This window comes from Acinetobacter pollinis, from assembly GCF_015627175.1.
Taxonomy (GTDB): Bacteria; Pseudomonadota; Gammaproteobacteria; order Pseudomonadales; family Moraxellaceae; genus Acinetobacter; species Acinetobacter pollinis.
The window spans coordinates 1-14107 of sequence record NZ_VTDQ01000050.1; the positions used below are offsets into that span (position 1 = coordinate 1).

Here is a 14107-nt window from a genome sequence, read left to right on the forward strand (position 1 = left end):
GAGCAGACACACAGGAGTTACTAGAACATCATGGGCATCAGATTTTATGGTTACCGCCTTATAGCCCTGATTTGAATTCTATTGAAAAGACTTGGGCATGGATTAAGAAAAAGAGAAAAGAATGGCAAGAGGATTGTATTGATCGACTCTTTCAGATGTTTTTTCATTTTTGTATGAGTAATTAGATTGTTTGACTATACCAAATAATTGAATATTATTTAAATGCAAATATATATGATATTTGATTAGTTTTTAATAGCATAAAGTACTCCTATGAATATGATTAATAGCAATATCAATACATACATCATTACTTCGCAAAATTTACTTTTATCTTTTTCAGCGTAGCATGCAACAATATGTACGATTAATCCTATAATTGTAAAAGGCCAAAAGATAAAAAATAAAGCAATAATCCCTACATAAAAAGGTATACTAATCATAAAAAATCATTAAAATGTGATTTTAGTCACAATATTGTATTAAGCCAGTTTTGTCTAGAGGTAATCAACATTAATTGGTTTAGTTGCATTTTTTATATGGAACATCAGAGAAGTTAAAATAATCTAATACAGGATGTATCAAATTTAACTTTTAATTAGCATTAATATTATTGGCAAATAAATGGTAATAATTATTCTATCTGTTGTTATATAAAAGAAGTGTACACACTTCATACTGCTATTTTAACCTATATAAGTAGGCTATCAGAATCAAGTTTATAGGAACGATGGGTTAATCTTAATACCGATTTCAAACTTAAAATTGTCTAATAACTGCTCTTATGGAGTAGTCTTCCTCATAGTTGGAGAATACTTCATGTCTAAAATATTCGGAAAAACTTATATTCAGGCGCCATAAGTTAGCCTCAAGCTTGCTAAGCTCTGTATGGTTAACGAAATAATTAAACCATACAGAGACTTCGTTGAAGATAACAATTAAAACAACTCGAATAATCTATCTGATTTATTTCTATTATCAGAGGGTTGAGCGAATATTATGGCGAAGAAATTTCAAAAGCCTCTAATGGACGTTTGAACTGCTGTGCTGCTTCACCTAATATTTCATCGATAGGTAAGTGTAGCTGTTTAATCGTTTGTTCAAGTTTATGTGGTGCAATGCGAACATGGATGAGTAAATCACCATCATCGTTATAGTCTTCTGATTGTATAACATTCAGATTATATAGCGCTGTTCTTAGCTTACCATAGGCTGGTTTAAGAGAGAGTTCAAATGTTTGAATTTGACCCACTAAGCTTTCCTGTACAGCTTGTTTTAGAAGGTCTAATCCTTGTTGGGAATGTGCAGATACATATACTCGATCTGACCTATTTGGTGAAGCATAAATAATTTTCGCATCTTCGCCAGACTGATCAATTTTGTTATATACCCTAAGGATAGGTACATCTGCACCAATTTCTTTTAACACTTCTTCAACAGCCTCAATTTGCTCCATCATATCGGGGCTACTACTGTCTATGACGTGAAGTAGAAGTGTCGCTTCTAAGGTTTCCTCTAAAGTTGCTTTAAATGATTCGACCAACGAGTGTGGAAGATCTCTAACAAACCCAACTGTATCGGCAAGAACCAAAGAACCAATACCATCCCAATTTAGACGACGTAAGGTTGGATCTAATGTGGCAAAAAGTTGATCTGCTGCGTAGACTTCACTATTTGCAAGAATATTAAAAAGTGTAGATTTACCTGCGTTGGTATAACCGACCAATGAAACAGTCGGAATGGCTGCTTTTTGACGTGCAGCACGTCCTTGAATTCGTGTCTGTCTTACTTTTTCAAGTTTGTCTTTAAGTTGTCCCATTCTTACACGAAGTAAACGTCTATCGGTTTCAAGTTGTGATTCACCTGGGCCGCGTAAACCAATACCACCTTTTTGACGTTCTAAATGTGTCCAACCTCTTACTAGTCGGGTTGAGAGGTGTTCAAGTTGAGCAAGTTCAACTTGTAATTTACCCTCATGTGTTCGGGCACGTTGAGCAAATATATCCAAAATGAGCCCTGTTCGATCGATGACTCGGCATTTAAGTATTTTCTCTAAATTACGCTCTTGGCCTGGAGATAAAGCATGATCGAATATCACAAGTTCTGCTTCAAGGTCTTCTACCAAGACTGCTAACTCCTCAGCCTTACCTGAACCGATAAAAAGTTTTGGGTCAGGCCTTTGGCGTTGAGCAGTCACTTGTTCTAAAATGTCAGCGCCTGCTGATTTGGCAAGTAACTGAAACTCTTCGGCATCAAGATCTTTAAGCATTTGTACTGCTACATGGACGAGTATGGCGCGCTCACCGCCTTGATGACGATCGAAATATTCCACTTATATAATTACCTACTGAATGAGTTGAATGATAATGTTTTTGACATCTCTCTGTAACATTAGCATCATTCAGAATAGACTTACAAGACCGACGAAAAAAACTTACATACCAGCAAAAATGAGCCGAAGTATAAGATCGAACAGCCTGCAATAATTCTTAATTGATAAAATGCATGTTTAGGTTTCATTTTCAATTCGATTTGATTGATTGTATTCATTGCCCATGTCTCCTAATGTGAATAGACCTATTTTATTTTTATTGTTTGGATAAATAAAATTGTAAAATTTAATAGTTTTGTTCGATTTATTAGATGCTGTCTGTAAGTTTATTTACAGCGTAGAGCATCTGTACTTTATAATAAATAAGATTGTATGAATAGCTAACCAAAGATCATGATGCACAATATTAATACAGTATTAAAGTCGAGTAAAACGAGTTTGGGGAAGACCTTTCACTATGCCAAAAAGGTAGGAAGTGGTGTCACTGCAGTTGGTGAGGGGTTCTATGTGGTTTATAAAAATCAGTTGTACAAGTCTCCAAATAAACCTGAGAATACAAAATATGTACAATGGTTCTGTCGCAAAATGTGTCAGGTATTTAATGTAGATATTCAAATTCATGGCGAGCAGCGAAAAGACCATACGGTTGCACTATGGGCCAGTAACCACATTTCTTGGTTAGATATTCCAGTTTTAGGTGCAAGTGCGCGTATTTTCTTTTTAGCAAAGGCAGAAATAGAACAATGGCCTATTTTAGGTAAACTTGCTAAAGGTGGTGGTACGCTTTTTATTAAAAGAGGATCGGGTGATTCAGCAAAAATTAAAGATCAGATCACAGCATTTTTAAGGCAAGATGTACCTGTTTTATTTTTTCCTGAAGCTACAACATCAGATGGTACATATATACAACGAATACATGGTCGATTATTTGCCGCAGCAATAGAAGCACAAAAACCAGTGCAACTTGTTTTACTTTGTTATGTGAACCAAGAGGGTAAGTTAGACCAAGTTACGCCTTATATAGGAGATGCCTCTTTGGTAAAACATGTAAAAAATGTTGTAGATATGCCAAAGGTAACAGCGCATGTTGCTTTTTTACCTGAGATTGATGTTAAGGGTCATACTGTAGAAACGCTTACCAAAACAGTACAAGTGGCAATGAAAGAAGGCTTATTACATTTACACCAAAAGGTACTCTCTAAGTAGGTGAATGTTACATCATTCCTTCTAGTGGCAACCATGAAATGAGTTGTAGACCATTGTGTTGCCACCACGTCATTTTTGGTTCTTTATCAAAAGTGACAGTGCCACCTGTAGAAAGTTTTTTCGTCCAAGTAATTTTATTGTCTGGGGTAAGCTGTAATTGATAGCTATAAGCGTCAATATTTTCCGATAATGTTTGATGAATTTCGTCGGCAAGCGCTGGGCTATTAAGAAGTACACCAATCTCTGAGTTCAGTTGACTTGAGCGTGGATCTAAATTGAAAGAGCCTATAAATACTTGATCATCAACAGCCATCATTTTTGCATGGAGGCTAGAACGACTTAAACTTTTTAAACTAATTTTAGCTTCTCTGGATAAATTCTTGGTGTAAGGTTTGAGCTCTTTATAGCTTAATGTGGGTAAAAACTCATAAAGCTGTACGCCGTTTTTTAATAGAGCCTCTCTATACTTAGAATAAAATGCGTGAACGAGCCAAACGTCATTTGCTTTAAAAGAGTTTGTCAGAATACGAACTTGAACCCCGTTATTAGAAAGTTGATTTAGAAAATCTGTTCCCTTTTTTTCTGGTACAAAATAAGCAGAAACAATATCTAAATGTTTTTTAGGCTGTTTTAGGTATTGGCTTAATTGTTGCTGTAAAAACTCATTTGGTTTTGCAGTTCCATGAATTTTACTCGGCGCATCACTCACTACATCTGCTTTTACCCAATCTAACCTCAAATCATGGTAAAGCCAATGATCAAATGCATCTGAATGGTTGGCTAAATTCAGATAATCTTGTACAGAAACACGTTTATAGTGCTCAGTAAGCTGTTTTTTTAAACTGTCATAACGCAGCAAATGCTGACGTGGGTTTACGAGTTGTCTAATTGGATAGGCATAACTGTCATTCCAATAGTCATCAAAAGAATGATTAATCTGATCTACAGATTGTCCAACCAATAAGATATCGATATCTGAAAACTGATAGTTATCACTGGTAAAATAGTATTGGTTACTCATATTGCGACCACCAATTAATGCAATTTGGTTATCTACAATAAAACTTTTAATATGCATACGCCGATTAATTCTTTTTAAGTCGAGTACCATATCTAGAGGTCTGAAATTACGATATTTATAAGGGTTGTAGAGTTTAACTTGAATATTTACATGCTGATCGAGCGCTAAAAAAATACCCTCCATTTTCTTAGCATTATTGTCATCTATAAGTAAGCGAACTTTAACACCACGGTCTGCAGCTTGAATAATATCGTATAATGCGAGTGCACCAATTTTGTCGTTATCCCAAATATAGTACTGAATATCTAAAGTTTTTTGAGCCTTATTAATAAGACTTAAGCGTGCAGCAATTGCTTCTAGTGGGTCAAACAGCACATGGTAGCCAGTGAGGCCTTGGTTTTGTTGTTTTAATGGTGTAATGAGGTGTGAAAGTGCAGTTTTTGAGGTGTCGAAATCTGTACTATATGTGGGTTTCGGTGCATTTAATGGTGGAAGTGTGCTGCATCCATGAAGACCAAAGAGTATACCAAAACTAAGAGTTAAGACCCCATAGGCCTTAGTGTTTATGGCGTCAAAGTAAATTCGATATTTTTCTCTTTGTTTTGGCATAATGTTAATAGTTATCACGTGTGGATCGGTTCATGATAGCGATAAGCTCTTAAACTGAGCTGATCTGAGAGTATATATGTTGGATTCTAATTCAATTTTTAATTTTTTTTATATCATTTTTTTTATCGTTGCGTTGTGGGCGACATTACAGTCATGGAAAAGTCAGTCAAAAACAGAAACGATCCATCCCTTTAAAGCATTTATACACTTATTAATTTTCTATCAATCTTATCTTTTTATACCTTTTTTAGTTTTTATTTGTACGGCATATCTCTATGACCGTGTTTCTGCGATAACTGCTGGTATTTTAGGATTATTAAGTATTATTTTTATTTATGCTCGTTTTATTGAGCCGAATTGGTTACGTACAAAACATACCTCATATCAATTAGATAGCCAGCACCCTTTTCACCAACCCTTTAAAATTGCTTTAATTGCCGACTTACATATTGGTCTTTTTTCAGGACATGAGAAGCAATTAGAAACGATTGTTAAAATTATTAATAAAGAGCGTCCTGATATTGTCGTGGTGGCAGGCGACTGGACATATGAACCTGAAAATACACTTGCAGAGGAATTATCAATTCTTAAACAGATTGATGTACCTGTATATTCAGTGTTAGGTAACCATGATGAAGAATATCCAGGGCCACCCATTCAAGAATTATTGAATCATGCATTAGAAAGTAATCATATTATGGATATTGAGGGAAAAATTGTTGAATTTGATCATTTTAGATTACTAGGTGTAGGGGACTTGTGGGCAGGTAAAACCGATATGTGTTTCATGCCAGATTTACCACAAGATAAACCATGGGTTATTGTTTCGCATAATCCAGATACTGTGGAAATGGTACCTAAGCTTCCAACTAAACCGCTTATGTTGGCGGGACATACACATGGTGGGCAGGTGGAGTTGCCTTGGTTAACCAGTTATATGATGAAAAAGGCTTCAATTATGGGCCATAAAAGAGGGCTTTATCATCATCTTCATGCAAATGTGTATGTGACTGTGGGAACAGGTATGGTTGGTGTACCTTTTCGGTTCCGTGTAAGACCGACAGTCGATATTATTGAGCTTACATAAAAAAAGACCTTTTCTTAAGTAGCTTAAGAAAAGATCTTGAAAGAATAACTTATTGACTGGAGGTATCTTCAACAAGTTACTTAAGTTCAAGGCTGAGCTTATAGTACCTAATCATAGATACTATATGTGTCATCCTAACACATTTGATAGTAGATGATTATTTGTGCAATATTTTGTTGCATAAAAGCCCTTTTTCCTTAGTGAGCTTCGTCCCAGTTTATACCTCGACCGACTTCAACATCTAGAGGGACAGACAGGGAAAGCACAGATGACATGACTTCTTGAATTTGAGGAATGAGCTGATCTGCATACTTCTCATCTGCCTCAAATACCAACTCATCGTGAACTTGTAGCAATAGTGATGCTTGCTCTTTTGGAATTTTTTTATCAACTTCAATCATTGCGAGTTTAATAATATCGGCTGCACTTCCTTGCAATGGGGCATTAATTGCTGCTCGTTCTGCTGCTTTTCTTACCATCATATTTCTTGCATTAATATCAGGTGTATATAGACGGCGACCTAAGACAGTTTCAACAAAACCTTGCTCGAGAGCGACTTGTCTTGTGCTCTGCATATATTCGTAGATGCCAGGATAGCGTTGGAAATACTGTTTAATGTATTCACGAGATTCTTCACGTGTGAACCCAAGTTGACGAATTAGTCCAAACTCTGACATGCCATAAAGTAAACCAAAGTTCACGGCTTTAGCTTGACGACGTTGGTCAGATGTTACATCTTCTAAAGCAATCCCTAGAACTTCTGCTGCTGTACGTTGATGAATATCTTGTCCATGATTAAATGCGTCAATGAGTGCTTCATCTTGTGAAAAGTGAGCCATAAGACGCAGCTCAATTTGTGAGTAATCGGCAGCAAGAATAATTTTACCTTGAGGTGCTATAAAAGCCTTACGAATTTGTCGTCCGATTTCTCCACGAATTGGAATATTTTGTAGATTTGGATCAGATGAAGAGAGGCGGCCTGTTGCAGTATTGGCTTGATGGTAGCTTGTATGCACTCGCATGGTATTAACGTTGGCTTGTTCAACCAAACGATCTGTATACGTACTTTTCAGTTTAGCTAGACCACGATATTCTAAAATCGTTTCAGCAATTGGATGCTCAAGTTTTTCTAATACACTTTCACTTGTGCTGTATTGACCTGAAGCAGTTTTCTTACCACCTTTAACACCTAATTTATCAAAGATAATTTCACCTACTTGTTTAGGTGATGCAATGTTAAAAGATTCACCAGCAATTTCTGTGGCTTTCGCTTCTAGGGTTTGCATGGTTAGTGAGAATTCATCACTTAATTTGCCTAAGAAGGCTGGGTCAAGCTGAATGCCAACTTCTTCCATTTGAGTAAGTATTGAAGCAACTGGCATTTCTACGTTATGCAAGATGTTTAGCAGCTCTGGGGAATCTTGTAGTTTTTCATTTAATACTTCATATAGACGGAAAGTTACGTGAGCATCTTCTGCAGCATAATGTCCAGCAACTGCAAGATCAATTTGGTTAAACGTTTTTTGTTTTGCACCTTTACCAGCAATTTCTTCAAACGTTGTATTTAAGTGACTCAAATATAAACGTGCTACATCATCCATACCATGGCGTGTTGCTGTTGCATTTAAAACATAGGACGCTAGCATGGTATCGAAATACCAACCTTGAAGATGAATCCCATGATTTGAAAAAATATGTGCATCATACTTTAAATGATGTCCAATTTTTTGAATGTTGGGATTTTCAATAATGGGTTTAATCTGAGCTAGGATATCTTCTCTATTCAGCTGTATAGGTGCACCATCATAATCATGAACAAAAGGTACGTAATAAGCATCTTTTGCATCAAATGCAATTGAAAAGCCCACCATCTCTGCAAAACGATAGTCAAGGTGTGTTGTTTCTGTATCAATAGCGAATTTTTTAGCACTTTGCATTCGTTGAAATAGGTGATTCCAATCTTCACCATTTAATACAGTATGATAAGTTGCTTGTCCTAACTGATCATCTTGACTGGTTGAGGTAGCTTCATCCATATTGTTTTGAACAGTATTGGCATCTTGTTGAATGACAGCCTGACTATTTTGTTTATAAACTTTACTATTCGGATTATTTGGATGATCGAGTGACTGTAGCTGATTACGAAACTCTAACTCGGTGTAGAGTTTGCGTAACTCATCTGTATTTGGATGTTGGAGTTTAAGATCATCCCACTCTAAAGAAAGATCTAGATCACAAACAATACTCGCAAGCTGATGGTCAATTGCAATTGTATCTACATGTTCTTTGAGGTTTTTACCTACGCGACCTTTGATATTATCTACATTTTCTAAAATTCGACCCAAACAGTCATATTCATTTAATAATTTCGCTGCCGTTTTAGCACCAACACCTGGTACGCCTAAGATACCATCTGAAGCATCGCCCATAAGTGTTAAATAGTCGATAATTTGATGAGGCCATACGCCAAATTTTTCGAATACGCCGTCTACATCAAGTACACGCTCTTTAAAGCTATCTTCCAGTTTTACGCGCTCATTAACCAGTTGTGCCATGTCTTTGTCGCCAGTAGAAATGAGGACATGGTGTCCTTCTTTTTCTGCGCGCTTGGTTAATGTACCAATGACATCGTCAGCTTCAGCACCAGGCAGAGAGTACAATGGTATGCCTAATGCACGAATTAATGCATGTAGATATGGAATTTGTTCAGATAAATCATCTGGCATTGCAGGGCGATCACCCTTATAAATTGGAGAGAGGAGGTGTCTGAAAGTTGGCTCAGGTGTATCGAAAATTACGGCCATATGTGTTGGTTCTATACGGCGCATTAGTTTTTGAATCGCAGCAACTGCTCCTCGCACTGCATTGGTATGCAATCCAGTCGATGTCGTGAGAGGGGGAATAGCATGGTATGCTCGAAATAAAAAATAAGACCCATCAACCAAAACAAAAGGTGGCATCATCACTTCCTTAATAAAATCTTCTTATATTTTACGCGAAAATAAGAAACTATACAGGGTTCACTATTGATCATCTCTGAAGTTTTTAGAAGAAGGCTTTAAATCTTCGTTTACAAAGTCCATTTTAGGTACAGGAATTTCAATATGATTGTCGATGAAACTGTTGCGGATGCGTTCTAAAATTTCATCTTTAACTTGTACATAATGTGACTGATGACACCATACTGTAAACGTTAATTCAATAGAGGACTCTGCAAACTCTGTTACGGCAACATGCGGTTTTGGATCATCTAAAATTAAGGTGTGATATTGTGCAGTTTGCGTAAGTACTCTTCTAACTTTGGAGAGATCTTCATGAAATGTCACTGGAAGCGTGACGGGAATTCGCCGAATCGGATACTTAGAAAGATTATAGACAGGAGTTCGAATCAGTTGCTCATTTGGAACACGAATATAAGTATTATCCATTGTGAGTAATTTTACTGAGAGTAGATCAATAGATATTACTTCACCCTCAATAATTTGGCCGCGCAGTAAAGACATTTGAATAACATCACCAATTTCAAATGAACCCTCTCCAATCAAGAAAAGTCCACTAATAAGGTTGGTTGCAGATGTTTGAGATGCAAAACCAAGGGCAACTGTTAATATACCTGCAGCACCTAAGAATACACTTACCTTAAAACCAGCTTCTTTTAATGCAGCGATAATAAAGAAAACAAAAATAGTATAAAAAATACCTCTTCGCCAGACCATTCTTTGATGTGCATTAAATCTTAAACCAATGGTGCGAATAAATGTATTGGAAATTAAACGTGCTGTGACGAATCCAATAAGGCCTAAAATGGCAGCAATAAACAGCTCACCAATTCTATCTAAGTTAATTGCTGTAAAAATAGCTTTAAGGCTAAGTACAATATCTTGAGGGATCTGAGTTTTATCCATGAGATATCCTAAAAGAAAGAGTCGAACATATTGAATAAAACTCCACCAGGTGATCGTGGTGCATGCATATAAGTCACTTCTCCTGCACGGGGAGGTGTTCTATTTTCTATTTTAATACGAGGTGGTCGGTCGGATGAGTCATGAACTACTTTAATGTGTGATGTCCATAAACGGTTCGTACTTTCACTATAAAAAAGTGGTAAGGCCACCATAGGTACATTCATACGATCTAACCTTAATAGCTCATGACTTGTATTGTGAAACACAATTGGTGTCACTGCTCTAAATGCTTTAGGTTTTAATCTTTCGAGTTCGGTACGCCCATTTACTTCAGTTGCATAACATAATTCACCTGTTCTGGTGTCTGGACCAAACCACGTTTCTTTAGGTTGAATGACAGGAATATCAAAAAGTGACTCTTTATGTCCCTCAGAAAAACCAACGATCCATAAAGGCGTACTAATATACAGTAGCCCTTTTTGACCAGCAGGAATGTAAATGGGTTCAATTGGGCGTATAACCACGGAATGATCGGCCAATCTAGGCATTAATTGAAATTTATTTTGGGTTTTTCTAAACATGTAGCGTTCAACATGCGTGGGTTCGGGTAAAGGAAATTCTGGATCTAAAATTTCACCCCAACTTTGTTCGTCATCTTGCTGTCTTATAGGACGATGATATTCCATACGCCATTCTTGTGCATGACGTGTAATACGTAGAAGCAACGATCCAAACTGCCAAGTACGTGCTTGGTTAAGTTCAAACTCGTATTCACCCCACCAATGGATGTTTGGCGTCTCTACTTCAGCTTCATCTAAAATGACCGGCACAAGATTTCCTTTTAATTTTCTGAAGCCCATTTATTTGATCATAAAATATATTTTAGAAGAGTAGATATTGTTACATAACATGAATCAAAAAGAATGGTATTTATTTACAAAAATGAGAGCTTTCTATTTTTAATATATCTGAAAATTTAGTTTATTTTAAATCAAAATTTAGTATAGGTATTGAAATTAAATTGTTACGCCTACGACCATTAAAATGATCGTAGGAAGTGGGAGTAAGCTTTAGTAGAAAAAGAAAAACGGATTACACTTTTTCTTGCTCTTTTTCTTTTTCAAGTTGTTTTACAAGTGGTTCAAAAATATTGTGATTACTTTGGTTTAGTTTGCAGAGCGTTTTGTGGGCATCAAGGACAGTCGTTAACATTTTCTTTTGTGTGGTTTCTTCATCTGGGAGAACTTTGGTACACACTTTTGTCTCTTCGCTACATGTTAAGATAGCAAAAACTTGACCTAGCCCCATGCTATTGGCAAGGGTTGTAATATCAGGATTCGTCGACAGCATGACACTTTGGATATTATGCATCTGCTTTAACTTTAACCCGAGTTTAGCCAAAATACCAAGCACAGTACTATCGATAAACGTAGTTTGGGTTAAATCTACGACTGCACTGACGATATTAGTAGACTGTTTTTCAATCTTACCCAATAACTTGTCTAGACTTATACAAGATTGCGCACGAACTTCGCCAATAATTTTAAAGAAGTGCGTACCATTCAAACTTGCATATTCAACATGACCTGTTGACATATATATGCCATTTCTTGAGAAGGATTAGTCAATTATCCCATAGCCCATTGTTATACTCAATAGGGCGGTCGACTAAAGTAAAAAGCTATAAAATTATCTTGCTGATTTACAATAACTTTATTTCTTACGACGAATGCTTAATATTGCAATATCGTCTGCTACATGTTCTGGTGCTTGAAAGGTTTGATTCTTTAAATGTTCAATTAATTGGTGAAACTGATCATTCAAACCACCTTCAAAAGGTTCTAAAGCACCGTCAGAGCACACCATAAATCTTGCATTTTTTGATAAAGTACATTCGAATTCTTCTACTTCTAAATCTTCAGTTAAACCTAAAGGAAAGCTACTAGTATTTAGAATGATTGGTGGTTCATTTTCATTAAATAAAATTGCCGGAGGGTAATGTCCTGCACTCGACCAACGTAATTTATGTGTTTCAAAATTTAACACCCCTGTGATCATTGTAATGTGCTTTTCAATATTCTCTTGAACCAACATTCCATTGAGTTTTTTAATTAATGATCTTGGTTTTTTTGAACGTCCATGAAACGCAGCCATCCATGAAGTGAGTAAGCTACTGGCAACGCCGTGACCAGATACATCTGCTAAATAAAACATGACTTCTTGATCATTAATTTTCCAATAATCATACCAATCTCCTGAAAGATAGGCTGAAGGTTTGAAAAAAGATTCTATTTTATAGTTAGGTATTGATATGTCATCAGGGAGAAGTTTTTTTTGTAATACAGCGGCGGAAGGAAGGTCTCGACTGTCTTGATTTCTCTTATATTGAGCATCAATCTTAATTAACTGTTTAATCGGATCTTTAGGAATCTTATGCCATACCCACCCAGCTAAAGCACCTGCTTGCCAGGCTTCTGCCAATGCAGACCCTTCATGCTCATAGGCAATCACAATCGTTGGAAAGCTCCAACGATAATTTAAAAAGTCTTGTACATCAGCAATAGCCAGAATATTCTCGTCATGTTGAGATATTTCATCAACATGAATCATCTGCACATCAGGCAGTGCATCAAGAACACTTTCTAAATGTGATACTGTGCGAGTAGGTTGTATAAAGTACATAATAAAGAAAATTATATGCCCAAATAATAATAAAAAAGATAGGTATTGTAGAAATATTATCTCTACATATTACCTATCATACAGACTCTATATAAAATTTATGCATCTTATTGAGCACTATTTGTATCACTGTCATCACTCACAAAAGAAACATCTTGGTCTGCTTTCCCTTGCTTTTCACTAATTAAGAATTTTTTACGCTGTAAGTAAAGATCTCTGATCGCTGCATATTTATCACCTTGCAGGGTACTATCTAATTGTAAAAGAGAACTTCTGGTATCAATGGCGCCAAGAACTGCATCTGACCAATAGAGTTGATCTGAATCTTCAAAAATATAACGTTGTAATTTAGCTTGTCGATCTGCTACAAGACCAATACCATCTCTTAAAGTACTCGGACCAAAAAATGGCAACATTAGATAGGGTCCAGATGGAACTCCGTAATAACCTAAAGTGGTTCCAAGACTTTCATCATTATTATTTAAGTTAAGTCGTGTTGCAGGATCTGCTAAACCTAAAGTGGTTAGTGAATTAAAAGCAAAACGGCCTAAGGTTTTTAAAGCAACCCACGGTTTCCATTGAATTGTCTGATTAACTGCATTCCAAGGCTCATTTAAGTTACTTCTAAACTGTGAATAAGAACCACGAACGGTTTCTGGTACTTTTAAACTATATTGAACAGCAACAGGACGTAAAAAGTGTGTATCTAGAAAATCATTAAATACATATACCTTACGATTAAAACCTTCAAAAGGGTCTTTTACATCATCTGGTTGAGCAGCATTTGCATCAACTTTTAATTTATTTGACAAATGATGAAGCTCTGTAGAGATATTCTTGGAATCTTCCACATGAGAAGACTGAATATTAGTTTCCGCCAAAGCAACTGAAGATGTTGTTATAGATATAAATAAAGATGTCCACAATTTATAAGATTTATGACGCATATATATTCCTGAACGATGCGATAAACATGGACGTAGTGTATAACAAGCCAAACAATCTTTGGGTAAAAACATAAAAGAGAATATAAAATAAACCAAAAAAGTTAAATTTGATTATTTGGTGTTCTATTGGCAAATAAAATAGAAATAAAATGGCTTAGGGGGTTGTGTTTGGAATTGATTGGTCTATAATGCGTATCCATCGGCGGTGATGTTGAAAGAAACTTCTTGATAAACAATAACTTAGTTGATTGGTTTAGGATTTAGTTCTTAGATTGATTGAGGTTGGGGTTTGATGAAGAAGATAAAAAACTTTCAGAT

11 protein-coding genes are annotated in these 14107 nt (G+C 36.1%); 3 read left to right on the forward strand and 8 right to left on the reverse strand.

What is annotated here, in order from left to right; genetic code table 11:
- On the forward strand, positions 1–185 hold a 185-nt coding region (locus I2F23_RS12520; protein ID WP_195772328.1), incomplete at its 5' end, for a transposase.
- 812 nt (positions 186–997) lie between these two features.
- Here I2F23_RS12520 and hflX read toward each other — a convergent pair.
- On the reverse strand, positions 998–2332 hold the full coding sequence (hflX, locus tag I2F23_RS12525) for a ribosome rescue GTPase HflX (protein ID WP_195772924.1): 1335 nt from the start codon (positions 2330–2332) through the stop codon (positions 998–1000).
- A gap of 393 nt (positions 2333–2725) precedes the next feature.
- Here hflX and I2F23_RS12530 point away from each other — a divergent pair, with 393 nt between their 5' ends.
- Positions 2726–3538 carry a lysophospholipid acyltransferase family protein gene (locus I2F23_RS12530; RefSeq protein ID WP_195772925.1) on the forward strand — a complete coding sequence of 271 codons (813 nt, stop codon included), beginning with the start codon at positions 2726–2728 and terminating at the stop codon, positions 3536–3538.
- Positions 3539–3545: 7 nt separating this feature from the next.
- Here the strand turns inward: I2F23_RS12530 and I2F23_RS12535 are convergent, their stop codons facing one another.
- Complete coding sequence (locus tag I2F23_RS12535; RefSeq protein ID WP_195772926.1) at positions 3546–5168, reverse strand: phospholipase D family protein; 1623 nt, start codon at positions 5166–5168, stop codon at positions 3546–3548.
- A gap of 76 nt (positions 5169–5244) precedes the next feature.
- On the opposite strand from I2F23_RS12535, the gene I2F23_RS12540 reads away from it, so the two are divergent.
- Entirely contained in the window at positions 5245–6255 is a 1011-nt protein-coding gene (locus I2F23_RS12540) for a metallophosphoesterase (protein WP_195772927.1), read from the forward strand.
- 197 nt (positions 6256–6452) lie between these two features.
- Here the strand turns inward: I2F23_RS12540 and polA are convergent, their stop codons facing one another.
- The 6 genes from polA to I2F23_RS12570 form a co-directional block, all read right to left on the reverse strand.
- Complete coding sequence (polA, locus tag I2F23_RS12545; RefSeq protein WP_195772928.1) at positions 6453–9215, reverse strand: DNA polymerase I; 2763 nt, start codon at positions 9213–9215, stop codon at positions 6453–6455.
- Positions 9216–9278: 63 nt separating this feature from the next.
- Positions 9279–10160: a mechanosensitive ion channel family protein gene (locus tag I2F23_RS12550; protein ID WP_195772929.1), complete on the reverse strand. Its 882-nt coding sequence runs from the start codon at positions 10158–10160 to the stop codon at positions 9279–9281.
- Positions 10161–10168: 8 nt separating this feature from the next.
- A complete protein-coding gene (locus I2F23_RS12555; RefSeq protein ID WP_195772930.1) occupies positions 10169–10990 on the reverse strand; it encodes a hypothetical protein in 822 nt (273 codons plus the stop codon).
- Between the two features lie 262 nt (positions 10991–11252).
- Positions 11253–11756 carry an anti-anti-sigma factor GigB gene (gigB, locus tag I2F23_RS12560; RefSeq protein ID WP_195772931.1) on the reverse strand — a complete coding sequence of 168 codons (504 nt, stop codon included), beginning with the start codon at positions 11754–11756 and terminating at the stop codon, positions 11253–11255.
- 117 nt (positions 11757–11873) lie between these two features.
- Positions 11874–12842, reverse strand: a complete 969-nt coding sequence (gigA, locus tag I2F23_RS12565; RefSeq protein WP_195772932.1) for an RsbU family protein phosphatase GigA — start codon at positions 12840–12842, stop codon at positions 11874–11876.
- Positions 12843–12949: 107 nt separating this feature from the next.
- Positions 12950–13789, reverse strand: a complete 840-nt coding sequence (locus I2F23_RS12570; protein ID WP_195772933.1) for an MlaA family lipoprotein — start codon at positions 13787–13789, stop codon at positions 12950–12952.
- Positions 13790–14107 lie beyond the last annotated feature (318 nt).

Coding starts and splice junctions, on each gene's coding strand:
- I2F23_RS12530 (WP_195772925.1), top strand. CDS start 2,726: ATGATGCACAATATTAATACAGTATTAAAGTCGAGTAAAACGAGTTTG.
- I2F23_RS12535 (WP_195772926.1), bottom strand. CDS start 5,168: ATGCCAAAACAAAGAGAAAAATATCGAATTTACTTTGACGCCATAAAC.
- I2F23_RS12540 (WP_195772927.1), top strand. CDS start 5,245: ATGTTGGATTCTAATTCAATTTTTAATTTTTTTTATATCATTTTTTTT.
- polA (WP_195772928.1), bottom strand. CDS start 9,215: ATGCCACCTTTTGTTTTGGTTGATGGGTCTTATTTTTTATTTCGAGCA.
- I2F23_RS12550 (WP_195772929.1), bottom strand. CDS start 10,160: ATGGATAAAACTCAGATCCCTCAAGATATTGTACTTAGCCTTAAAGCT.
- gigB (WP_195772931.1), bottom strand. CDS start 11,756: ATGTCAACAGGTCATGTTGAATATGCAAGTTTGAATGGTACGCACTTC.
- gigA (WP_195772932.1), bottom strand. CDS start 12,842: ATGTACTTTATACAACCTACTCGCACAGTATCACATTTAGAAAGTGTT.
- I2F23_RS12570 (WP_195772933.1), bottom strand. CDS start 13,789: ATGCGTCATAAATCTTATAAATTGTGGACATCTTTATTTATATCTATA.